This window comes from Arthrobacter sp. BK1 (assembly GCF_056680055.1).
Genome location: NZ_CM155263.1, coordinates 1 through 11,405, shown reverse-complemented (window position 1 = coordinate 11,405; position 11,405 = coordinate 1). Strand labels below are relative to the sequence as shown.

The window sequence follows — 11,405 nt, the reverse complement described above, 5'->3', positions numbered from 1 at the left end:
TTGAACCCAGGAAGCGCTAGGAGATTTCCAGGGCTGTGCGCCGCTGCGGCGGGGGTCCCACTACGGTGAGGTCCATCTCCGCCTGGGCCCGGCCGAAGCCCTCCATGTCCATGTACGGCGTGCCGCCTTCGGTGTACATGTAGTCCTCGGTGGGCTTGTTGAAATACTCGAAGAACCCGTTGAAGACCGACGGCGTCAGGAAGCCCACCATCTGGGTGTTGTGCGAGTCCAGCGCGAACGAGTGGATGGTGCCGGCGGGGGCATGGACAAAGTCACCCTTGGTCAGCAGCATCTCGCGGCCGTTAGCGTACAGCCACATCCGGCCCTCGGTGCAGAGGAAGTTCTCCGTGTGCTCGGAGTGGAAGTGCAGCGGGATGTACGGGGACTTGGCGCCTTTGGTGTGAACGGCAAAGTAGTTGGACCCTGTGTTCGCCGGCCGGGAGAGGTAGGTGAACATGGTCTGGTAGCTGGCCAGGCGTTCGCCTTCACCGGCGCTGAGGAAGTACGGACTCTGCACCGCGGGCAGTCCGCTGTCCTGCTGCAAGGTGGGCGTCACGCGCTCCACGTCAGGGAACGTGATGCCGAATTCCGCACCGACTTCGGCCTGCTCCCGGAGGCTGGCCTGGTGGCCGGCACGGACGGGCGGAACATGGGAGTCGATGGGGGTGCCCACGCGTTCGTAGTAGGCCTCCCCTCCACCGGGTGTCATCCAGTTCAGGAAGCGTGTGTAGTGGCTGGCCATCCGGTAGGCGTGGGGTGTTCCCGGCGGGATGACCACCGAATCGCCGGGGGTGAGAATGCGGCTTTCGCCGGGCAGCCAGACATGAAGGATGCCATCGAAGACATAGAGGGTCTTGTGCTCGATCCTGTGGGTGACGAACGGTGATTCAGCGCCCATGCCACCGGAGATGAAGGCGGCACTGAAGATCCCGCCGGTGTCGGCTGCCCGGGCGATCACGGTCACCAGTTGGCCGTTGACCTCGTGCCGGGCGCCTTCCCCGGAAGCCATGTAGTAGGGGACGGCCTCGCCCGGCAGGGAATTCGCCACGGGGAGTTGCTGGTTCATTTCCTCAACGCTGAGGGACATCGGTTCCTTCTTTCCTGTGCTTCGCCCGAAACGGGTCCTGCGACTCAGCATGGCCGATCCTCCAGTGGATGGTGAGCCGGAATTTCATTGGTTGAAAGCCTTGACTCATTTTGTTTCCACGGCCGGCCGCAAACGTACGGGCCGGCCGGTCGATGTGCCCGCCGGTTCGTTCGTCCTGAGGCGGCTCCTGATCAAGCGTGTGCCGGTGCTGGCCAAGGTACTGTGAGCCCGCGATAGGATCTGCGCAGCGGCAGGCACTGAACCCGCAGGCCTGCTGCGCCCCACCAAGACCACAAGGACACGATGACCCAGCCGGCTCCGCCTCCCTGCACCTTCCTCACCTCGATCAGCGTCCGGGTGGGTCCAGCAATCGAAGTAGGGGAAACGCCTGAGGGCGTCCGCCGGGTCATTCCGATCATCGGGGGAGAATTCACTGGCCCCGCGCTGTCGGGCAAGGTACTTCCGGCCGGCGCCGATTTCCAGCTGCTGCGCACGGCAACCACCACTGAGCTGGAAGCCAAGTACGTCCTGGAGACCCACCAGGGTGAACGCATCTACGTGAGCAACGCCGGCATCCGTAGCGGCTCAGCGGAGGACATTGCAGCGCTCGTGGCCGGTGTTCCTGTGGACCCGGCACGGATCTATTTCCGCTCCACACCCCGGTTCGCCGCAGGCGGCCAGTGGTCCTGGCTTGGTACTCGCATATTCATCGCCTCCGGGATCCGGCTCCCCGACGAAGTGCGGCTCGACGTCTTTACAGTCGAGTGAAGACGGCGGCGACCTCGGGGCTTGGTTCGAATCCCAGGCGCCAGGCTCCGACCCACACCTCTGTTCCTTCAGGTGCCTGAACCGGCTCTGTGTATAGGTTCCAGCGGCGTCCGTTGCTTTCCGGAGCTCCCGTCACCTCGTCCAGCGGGCTGCGCGGCGGCACTCCGCCCATGGCGCAATCAAGGGTCCACCCGATGGATGCGCCGGCGGTGGCGCAACGCGCAACCAGACCCTCGTCACTGAATGCCACGTCAGGCTTCTCCGTGCGGCGCCGCCTCCCGTCCGGCCTCCACTGTTCAATCAGTTCGGCCTCGGGAAGCAGTCCCAGGTCGCCATATTCTTCCTGCCAGTCCCGGAGCGCCGAGCGCAGCCGCTGTAGATCGGCCGCGTGTTCCGGGTGGCCAGCCAGGTTAACAGTCTCGTGCGGATCGGCGAGGACGTCGTACAGCTCTTCCGCCGGTCTTCGGGTGGCCACCACGCTGCGCTGCAGTTCAGTCAGCAGGTTCGGCCTAACGCCCCGCCCCAGCTGCCCCGCTTCCTGGGAAGCCAACTCCCGGAACTCCGCCCACGTTTCGAGGTGGTCAGGATACTGAATATGCGGCATCCCGGAACGGTCCGGATGGTAGTGCCGGATGTAGCGGTAACGGTCATCCCGCACCGTCCTGGACATGTCCTCGGCCTCGTCCATGCGGTCCCTGCCGGCGAAGGCGAACCGGTTGGCTTCTTCGTTGAAGCCACCTCCGCCGTCGAAAAGTGCTTGGCCGTGCATGTGGCCGGGAACCGGGATGCCGCTGGCCGCGAGCATGGTGGGGGCGAGGTCCATGGTGTGGACAAGCTCAGGCCGTACCGTCCCCGGCGTGATCGCGCCGGGCCAGCGGATGATTAGCGGTTCCCGGAGGCCTGCCTCATTCGGCCAGCGCTTGGCCCGCGGCATACCGCGGCCGTGGTCGCTCCAGAACACCACCATGGTGGATTCCGTCAGCCCGTCCTCCTCCAACTGGCCCAGGATGCCTCCCACCCAAACATCCATCTCGGTGATGAGATCGCTGTACCGCGCCCACGCCCCCCGGAAGACGGGAGTGTCCGGATAGTACGGCGGAAGGGGGGCTTCATCAGGTCTGTGCCTGGCTTCCGGCGGAACGTTCGGGGTGGCCTCCGCGAAGGCTTCCTCGGCATAGTAGATACGCGACTCGTGGGTGGTCATGCCATGGAACGCGGCGAAGAAGGGCATCTTCGGGTCAGGACGGTTACGCCAGTGGGCGGTGCTGCTGCAGTCATCGAAGGCAGTGGGTGGGGTGGCCACCTGGAAGTCCGTGAAAACGTTGTTCGTGCAGTAGTAACCTGCCGCCCTGAAGTATTCGGGCAAGAGGCGGACCTCCGGCGGCGGGACCGCCTTGGTCCGCATATGCATCGTGCCGATCGCCGTGGGAAAGCAGCCGGTCATGATGGCCGAACGCGCCGGCGCACACACCGGAGCTGAGGCAAACGCGTTGTCATACCTGGCACCCTCGGCGGCGAGCCGGTCCAGGTTCGGAGTCACGGCGTACTCGGCGCCCGGCCACACACCCCGGTAGCAGCCCAGATCGGGGTTGATATCGTGCGTCGAGATCCAGAGGATGTTCGGCGGGTTCGGCGGCGTAGTGCTGTCTCCCGGCTGCACGTCCGGCACCGTCAGGCTTCGGCCGGAGTCATAACAGCATTTCCCTTGATGACGTAGCTACTCCAAAAGGCATCCAGTGTCCCTGCCAGGTCTACGTCGGGGTTGACCGCCCATTCCGCCTGGAGCCCGTCGGAGAGGGCCAGGAGCATACGGGAAATCAGGCGCGGGTCCGCATTGGGGTCAAACGTACCGGCCTTTTGGCGCTTCTCGATGTCCCTCGTGATCCGGCCGTGGACCACGAGGTCGCGTTCACGGAAATAGTCGTGGCAAGGATGATCGGGGTTCACTGCCGCGGCCTGCAGGCTGACGTAGAGCTGGACGAGGCCCGGAACCTCCATGTTGTGATGGGCCAGCTGGATGATCAGGGGTAATTCCGTGACATCCGCGGGGCTAAAGTGCTGCCTGTCCACGTCGTCACGTTTCCGGAGTACCTCCGCCAGCAGGTTCTCCTTGGTGTCAAAGTGGTGGAGCAGCCCTGCCTGGGTCATGCCCGCCTCGTCGGCGATATCGCGCAGAGAGGTGGCGGTGTATCCCTTCCGGCCAATCACGTCCAGAGCGGTCTGGAGGATGAGCTCCCGTGCAGCCCTGCCCTTGGCGTACGTTCCACGCTTCCGGGCCGGTACTTCCGTGCCGGCTGCCATTTACAGCTCCAATCCGAACCCGCACTCGTAGAGCGCGTCTTGTGTGTCCCCGGGGACGTCTGGACGGGACGCTACCACAGCTGCTTCGGACCGGGGCAGCTGGAACGGCAGGCGTCCTTCCGGAGGCACAGTTCCGGTGAGGGCCTGGAGGACCGCAGCATCGGAGGCCCCGTAGACGGCCGCAATGGCAGCGCAGTGCGGTTCAAGTGGGGTCAACACTGCGGGGCGGTCCAGGTGTGGAACCAGAATCACCGGAACGGAGGCAGCCAACCGTTGAACTTTGCCGATCGTTTCCTGGTCGAATTCGAGGCTTCCGGCGTGGAAGCTGGCTTCCAGCATGTAGGTATCGCGGAACTCGAAGGGGGCTGCGACCCGGACAACTGCCACATCAGCGTCGGCAGGATCGGCGGCAGGGATGAGACGGGCCTCGGTAAGTACTTCCGGGCTTAGCTCATCAGAAAATACGCGGAGACCGGAAGCCAGCGGCAAGAGCGCCGAGCCGTTAGTCAGCTCATTCTTCAGGACGGTCACGGAGCGGGCCTGGGCCTGCTGGCCGGCTGCAACGTATTCGGGAAGCCCGGTCCGTTCTTCTGCCTGGATTTCGTCGATGTAGGGGTTGTCGAAGAGGCCCAGTTCGAACTTCACTTTCAGCAGCCTGCGGGCGGATTCATTAATGCGCTCCTCGGTGAGGCGTCCTTCGCGGACCAGGGCAACGACCAGCTCGGGGCATTCTTCGCCGCCGAATTGGTCGCAGCCGGCCTCAATGATCTTGAGGACGCGTTCCGTTTCGGAGAGGTGTTCGACGCCCCAGGCGCGCGGCGGGAGTTGGCGTCCAAAGAGACGGGATTCGGTGACCAGGCCCCAGTCGGTACACACGACGCCGTCGTACCCCAGTTTTTCGCGCAGGAGTCCGGTAATGATCTGCCGGTTGTACCCGAAACCGACTTCCTCGATCTTCTCGCCGTCGAGTTCCAGGCCAATGGGCATGCCGTAGTAGGGCATGATGGCCGTGACGCCGTGGGCGATGATGCGCTTGAAGGGTTCCAAGTGATGCTCGAACATGCCGCCGGGGTAGACCTGTTCGCGCCCATAGGGGAAGTGCGGGTCTTCGCCGTCCCGTTGGGGGCCGCCGCCGGGGAAGTGTTTGGCCATGCAGGCGACGCTGCCGGCGCCCAAGGGCTGGTCTTCGAATCCGTCCAGGTACGCCAGGGCGAGGCGGGCGACAAGGTCCTTGTCCTGGCCGAAGGTGCTGTACTGGCGTGCCCATCGTGGTTCGGTGGCGAGGTCGAGGGTGGGGTGGAGGGCGGCGCGGATACCTATAGCGGTGTATTCGGCTCTGGCGATGGCTGCGAATTCGCGGACCAGCTGTTCGTCCCTGACTGCAGCGAGGCCTAGTGGCTCGGGCCAGGCGGAGAAGTACGCGGCGGTGAAGGATGCGCCCCAGTTTTCGATGAAGGAGTGGCGGGGGTCGGTGGACAGTGTCACCGGGATCCCGTGCGGGCTGGAGTTGGTGGCCATGCGCTGCAGTTCGTTTACCCAGCGGGCTGCGAGTTTTGGTTCGGGTACGAAGTGGAGATTGAGGTGGTTGATGTACTTGTCGGCGACGACTTGCTGAACAGTGGCCTGGCTTGGCCGGGGGGTCTCGTCTCCGAGCTTTCCGTTCTCGGCGGCGCTGACCACTGTTTGGAACATCAGTCCGGCTTTTTCCTCGAGGGAGAGTCTGCCCAGGAGGTCCTCAACCCGCTCGGCAACGGGCAGCCCCGGGTTTTCGTAGGGGTCCATGATGCCGTTGCCGTTGAGGTCCCGGAACAGGGCGCCTTCCGGGGTGCGCTGGAATTCGGGCGCAAGTTCCACGCTCATGCTGCCTGCTCCGAGGTTGCGGTGACGAGCTGACGGCGCGCTTCGCGGCGTTCGCGCTGCTGGGCGGGGTTGGGAACAGGAGCGGACATGAAAAGCCTTTGGGTATAGGGGTGGACTGGCTGGGAGGTGACCTGGGCGGCACGGCCCTGCTCAACGATGTGTCCCTTGTACAGCACGATGACGTTGTGGCTGATATGGCGGATCACGGACAGGTCGTGGGAAACAAAAAGGTAGGCGACTTTTGTGGCCTCTTGGATTTCGACCAGCAGGTCCAGGACCGTGGCCTGGGTGGTGAGGTCCAGCGCTGAGACAGGTTCATCGCAAACAATCAGGCGTGGCTTGACGGCGATAGCGCGGGCGATGGCGATGCGTTGCCGCTGGCCTCCGGAGAACTCGCGGGGGAGCCGGCCGCCCGAGTTGGCCGGAAGGTGAACCCGGTCAAGGAGCCCGCGTACGCGTTCGAGGGCATCCTTCTTGTTGGTGCCTTGGATGGTGAGGGGCTCGGAGAGGATGTCTTCCACTGTCATGGACGGATTCAAGGACGTGTACGGGTCCTGAAACACCACCTGGATGTCGCGGCTGAGGGCACGCCGGTCACTGCGGCCGGCGTGGGTAATGTCTTTGCCGTCAAAGGTGATCCGGCCGGCCGAGGGTTTGGCCAGGCCGAGTATGGCCCTGCCGATGGTGGTCTTTCCGGAACCGGATTCGCCCACCAGGCCCAGGGTTTCTCCCGGCCGGATGGCGAAGGAAATGTCCTCCAGGGCACGGAAAGCCGGCTTGCGGCCGCGGCCGGGGTATTCCACGGCGAGGTTCTCGACTTCCAAAAGCCGGTTCGTGGTCGTCATCGTTTACTCCTTGGCTTTCAGGGGCGAGGCGAGGTCGTCATCGTCAAAGGGATAGGGCCGGGCTGGGCCGTCTTCGAGCATGGAGTCGAGGAGTTTCTGCGTGTAGTCCTGGGATGGTTTGGTGAGGATCGTCTCCACCGGGCCTACTTCCACGAGGCGCCCGGCCTGCATCACGGCCACCCTGTCGCAGATGTCCGCCACCACACCGAAGTTGTGCGTCACCATGACCACGGCCATGCCTGTTTCACGCTGCAGGTCCCGCAGCAGGTCAAGCACTTCCGCCTGTACCGTGACGTCCAGGGCGGTAGTGGGCTCATCGGCGATGAGCAGGCGCGGGCTGCAGGAGATGGCGCCGGCAATGAGTACGCGCTGGGCCATGCCGCCGGAGACTTCGTGGGGGTAGGACTTGAAGGTCTTCTCCGGGTCCGCGATCCCCACCTTGGCCAGCAGTTCCAGGGCACGGCTGGTGGCCTGGTGCTTGGAGAGCCCGAGCCTTGTCCGCATGGGGACGGTGAGCTGGTGCCCGATCCGGAAGGAGGGGTCCAGGTTGCTCATCGGCTCCTGCGGGATGTACGCGATGTCGGTGCCGCGCAGGGCGGTACGGTCCTTGGGTCCGAGGGTGGTGAGTTCTTTCCCATCAAACAAGATGGACCCCGCCGAAACGCGTCCGCCCTCGGGCAGGAGGCCCAGCACGGAGAATGCTGTCTGGGTCTTGCCGGATCCGGATTCGCCTACCAGACCCAGGACTTCGCCGGGTTCCACGTGCAGGGTCACGCCATGGACCACTTCCTTCTGTCCGCCGGCGGTGCCGTAAGCGACCTTGAGGTTCTGGACCGACAGGAGTGCCTTTTCCGGATGTGCGGGTACCGGTACGGCTGCGGTCGGGTCGCCAGCGGCCCGGGCCGAGAGCCGGACTGCACGGGTGGTGCTGTGGCCGCGGTCTTCCAGGGCATCACGGAGCGCGTTACCGACGAGGATGAGCGCCATGGAGACCAGGCCGATGGCAAGGCTGGGCCAGAGGATGAGCCCTGGGCTCAGCGCGATTTTGCGGAAGCCTTCGTTGAGCATGTTGCCCCAGGAGGGGACGGTGCTGTCGGTGATACCGAGGAGTTCCAGGCCTGCCTGGACGGAGATGGCGATGCTGGCCACGCGGGCCGCCTGGATAATTACCGGTGCCCGGACCACAGTGAGGATGTGGCGGGCGATGATTCTGGTGTCGGTGAGGCCTGAGACGCGGGCGGCGTCAACGTAGAGTTCATTGCGCACGGCCTGCACCGCTCCCCGGACCACCCGGAAGAAGGCCGGCGTGAGCAGTATGCCGAAGGTGGCCATGGCGATGTAAACGTTCGGTCCTACGACCGTGGTCACAGCAAGGAGCACCACGATGCCCGGAAGCGACATGGCCAGGTTATTGAACCAGGACGCCACGCTGTCGAACCAGCCGCCATAGTAGCCGGCCATCAGGCCGGTGGCCACGCCGATGGCCAGGGAGATGGCCAAGGAGATGCCGGAGCCGATGAGGAGCACCTGCGTGCCCCACATGATGCGGCTGAAGATGTCCCGGCCGGAGCCGTCGGTGCCCAGCAGGTGCGCGGCGCCTGGCGGGCGGTTCGCTTCGCGCAGGTTCACGCCATTGGGATCGGGCAGCCCAAGGTAGGGCACCGCAACGGCGATCACAACAACGGCCAGGAGCACCAGGGTGGAGATCAGCCCCAAGGGGTTGCGGAGGAACCGGCGGACAAGGCCAGAGCGGGGGACGACGGGTTCGACGTCGGTGGGTACTTCTGTCGCAAGTGTCATGACAGTCGGACTTTCGGGTTGAGCCAGGCGACGAGGATATCGACGACGAGATTGACGGTGACGACGATGAGCATCAGGGCGAGAACCACTCCGACGATCAGGGGCAGATCGGTGCGGAAGGCTGCCTCGACGGCCAGCGAACCCAGCCCGGGCAGGGCGAACAACACTTCGATGAAGACGGCGCCGCCGAGGATTCCCACCACTTGGACCGCCAGACTGGTCAGGCCGTTCGTGGAGGCATTGCGTAACACGGAGGTCAGGATGATCCTGCGCTCAGAGAGCCCGCGGCTGCGGACGGTCCGAATGTAGTCATGGTGGAGCACTCCGAGGGTGGAAGAGCGGACCTGCTGGGCCACCCCGGCGACGCCACCGATTGCCAGGGCAATGACCGGAAGGGTGATGGTCCTGGCCCAGCCGGCCGGTGACTCAGTCAGGGGGATAAAGCCCGTGGCGGGGAAGATCTTCTGCTGGATGGCAAAGAACGTAACCAGGAACAGGGCCACGATGTAGGGTGGCAGCGCATCTCCCAGTGTGGCCAGGATCTGCAGCGTACGGTCCACCCAGCCCTTTCGCACCGCGGCGTAAATGCCCACCGCGAACGCGACGACCCCCGTCAGCAAGGTCACCACGACCACCAGGCTCAGGGTCACCGGGAGCCGGATCAACAATGTGTCCCACACCGGCTGGCTGCTGAAGAAGGAGACGCCCAGGTCTCCGGAGATGGCGTTGGTAAGCCAGTCGAAATACTGGCCAATCAGGGGCTGGTCGAGGCCGAGCTCCTGGTTCTTGAGTGCGACCTGCTCCTCGGTGGCATTTTCGCCCAGGACATTGCGGGCGACATCACCGATTCCTTGGTAGAGAAGCACACGGGCCAGGAAAGACACGACCACGAGCAGGACTACGGCGGAGAATAGACGCCGCAGCAGAAAAATAGTCACTTTGGACTCCTCTGTCCGAGTAGCCGCGTGGGCCGGGGCAATAACCCCGGCCCACGCGGACTGCTACTTGCCGATGGGCTTGTAGTTGTAGATGGACGGCACGGCCTGCTCCGTCTGAGGCTCCACCTCAACCTTGTCGGAGTGGTAGAAGTGAGCTTCCAGCCGGTAGAGCGGGCTGAACCAGTACTCATCGACGATGAGCTTGTTGATCGCCTTGTCGGCCTCTTTCTGGTCAACTTCGTCGCCTGTCTGGGCCTTCGTGATCAGGGCGTTCAGTTCCGGCGTCTGGGTCTTGAAGGGATTCCACGGCGCGGTGGGTGCGATCTGGAAGAGAATGTGCCGCCAATCGTCACGCTGGCTCAAAGCCATGTAGGAGATCGGGAACTCGCCGCGCTGCATGGACGGAATGGCCTGGCCTGGTCCCCACTGGTGACGGTTCACGGTCACTCCGATGTCCTGCCAGTTCTGGATGATGGAATCGAAGATCGACGGGTCAAATACCTGGGTGATGGGGAAGGTGAACGTGAGGTTTTCCGCGCCGGCTTCCTTCAGGAGCTCGCGGGCACGGTTGGGGTCGTAGGTGTATTTACCGTCAAGGGACCCGTCATAGCCCTCAGTGCCTGGCCGGAAGGTCTGGCTGGTGAGTGTGCCCTTGCCGAGGTGCACGGCCTGCAGGAGTGCTTCGCGGTCGATGGCCAGCGTCAAGGCCTCGCGGACCCGGACATCCTTGAGTTCGGGAAGCTTGGTTCCATCACGGTCAAAGAAGAAGATGCCTTCCCAGTTCACCTCGTAGGGCTTGTGGAGCAGTCCTGCCCCTTCGGCTTCGGCGGCAGTGGCGGCGCGGTTGAGCACGCCGGCGTCGATCTGGCCGGACTTGAGCGCATTAAGGCGGGCGGTCTCATCAGTCAGGATCTGGAACTCGACCTTGTCATACGGCAGCTTGTCGCCCCAGTAATCGGCGTTGCGGGTGTAGGTGATCTTTGAACCGGCCACCGTGTTGGCGGAATCCAGGGTGTAAGGCCCCGACCCCACGGGCTTGGTCTTGATGCCCTCGGTGCCGATGGCCGTGGGGCTGGCCATGTAGCCCGCCGCGTTGGCGAGGGAGTAAGGCAGTCCCGGATCAGGTTCGGAGAGACGGATCACGGCGGTGGTGGCATCAGGGGTTTGTACAGTCTGGACGCTCCGCGCCGTTCCGGCCAGGGGCCCATTGGCCTTGGTGAAGTGCTCAAGGTTTGCTTTCACCGCAGCGGAATCAAAAGCGGTGCCGTCGGTGAACTTAACACCTTCGCGCAGCTTCAGGGTGTAGGTCTTGTTGCTGTCGCTGGGCTCCCACGATGTGGCCAGCATGGGGCTAAGGCCGCCGTCCGGGTCCCGCTTGATGAGGGTGTCATATACGGCCTGGTAGATGGGGGCAAGGTGCCCTTCGTTGGACTGAGCGGGATCGTAGCTCGTCGGCTCCTGAAGTGAACCGACTCTGAGGAGGGGTGCCGTCGCCGGCCCCTGCTGGGTGGTCGTGGATTCCTGGGGTGCACTGCCACTGCAGGCAGTGAATGCCAGGGATGCGACGACGGCGGTCACCACCGTCGAGAGAACTCGCCTTTTGGTGCTCATCATGTCTCTTCCTAAAACTCCGTTGTGGTAGGTCGGGCGCTCGTGGGCCTGTGCGCTGAGTCACATACTAAACTGAGTTAAGTATTCACTGCAAGGGTTTCTTTACGAAGATGTCTCCATTGCCTAAATCCCGGGCAAAAGAAGTTGATGGAACCCAAAACCGGTTTTGGTATGTTCGACTAGTGTCCTTAGCAA

10 protein-coding genes are annotated in these 11,405 nt (G+C 63.8%); 2 read left to right on the top strand and 8 right to left on the bottom strand.

The annotated features are described in order from the left end of the window. Positions 1-16: 16 nt before the first annotated feature. Positions 17-1,087, bottom strand: a complete 1,071-nt coding sequence (locus AC1MCA_RS00050) for a quercetin 2,3-dioxygenase (RefSeq protein ID WP_479800285.1) — start codon at positions 1,085-1,087, stop codon at positions 17-19. A 49-nt stretch (positions 1,088-1,136) separates the two neighbouring features. Here AC1MCA_RS00050 and AC1MCA_RS00045 point away from each other — a divergent pair, with 49 nt between their 5' ends. Beyond that, the gene (locus tag AC1MCA_RS00045; RefSeq protein WP_479800284.1) at positions 1,137-1,313 is read left to right on the top strand and encodes a hypothetical protein; all 177 of its coding nucleotides are present in this window, start codon (positions 1,137-1,139) and stop codon (positions 1,311-1,313) included. Positions 1,314-1,390: 77 nt separating this feature from the next. Continuing rightward, on the top strand, positions 1,391-1,855 hold the full coding sequence (locus tag AC1MCA_RS00040; RefSeq protein WP_479800283.1) for a DUF3237 domain-containing protein: 465 nt from the start codon (positions 1,391-1,393) through the stop codon (positions 1,853-1,855). Here AC1MCA_RS00040 and AC1MCA_RS00035 read toward each other — a convergent pair. From AC1MCA_RS00035 to AC1MCA_RS00005, 7 genes are all read right to left on the bottom strand, one after another. Continuing rightward, positions 1,842-3,515, bottom strand: a complete 1,674-nt coding sequence (locus AC1MCA_RS00035; protein ID WP_479800282.1) for a sulfatase family protein — start codon at positions 3,513-3,515, stop codon at positions 1,842-1,844. The genes AC1MCA_RS00040 and AC1MCA_RS00035 overlap by 14 nt on opposite strands. An 11-nt stretch (positions 3,516-3,526) precedes the next feature. Then, entirely contained in the window at positions 3,527-4,156 is a 630-nt protein-coding gene (locus tag AC1MCA_RS00030; protein WP_479800281.1) for a TetR/AcrR family transcriptional regulator, read from the bottom strand. Continuing rightward, complete coding sequence (locus AC1MCA_RS00025; RefSeq protein ID WP_479800280.1) at positions 4,157-6,016, bottom strand: glycoside hydrolase family 3 protein; 1,860 nt, start codon at positions 6,014-6,016, stop codon at positions 4,157-4,159. Then, positions 6,013-6,861, bottom strand: coding sequence for an ATP-binding cassette domain-containing protein (locus AC1MCA_RS00020; protein ID WP_479800279.1), 849 nt, complete (start codon positions 6,859-6,861; stop codon positions 6,013-6,015). Before AC1MCA_RS00020 ends, AC1MCA_RS00025 begins: the two co-directional genes overlap by 4 nt. A gap of 3 nt (positions 6,862-6,864) precedes the next feature. After that, entirely contained in the window at positions 6,865-8,661 is a 1,797-nt protein-coding gene (locus AC1MCA_RS00015; protein ID WP_479800278.1) for a dipeptide/oligopeptide/nickel ABC transporter permease/ATP-binding protein, read from the bottom strand. Continuing rightward, positions 8,658-9,599, bottom strand: a complete 942-nt coding sequence (locus tag AC1MCA_RS00010; protein WP_479800277.1) for an ABC transporter permease — start codon at positions 9,597-9,599, stop codon at positions 8,658-8,660. Before AC1MCA_RS00010 ends, AC1MCA_RS00015 begins: the two co-directional genes overlap by 4 nt. 63 nt (positions 9,600-9,662) lie before the next feature. Beyond that, positions 9,663-11,213, bottom strand: a complete 1,551-nt coding sequence (locus AC1MCA_RS00005) for an ABC transporter substrate-binding protein (RefSeq protein ID WP_479800275.1) — start codon at positions 11,211-11,213, stop codon at positions 9,663-9,665. Positions 11,214-11,405 lie beyond the last annotated feature (192 nt).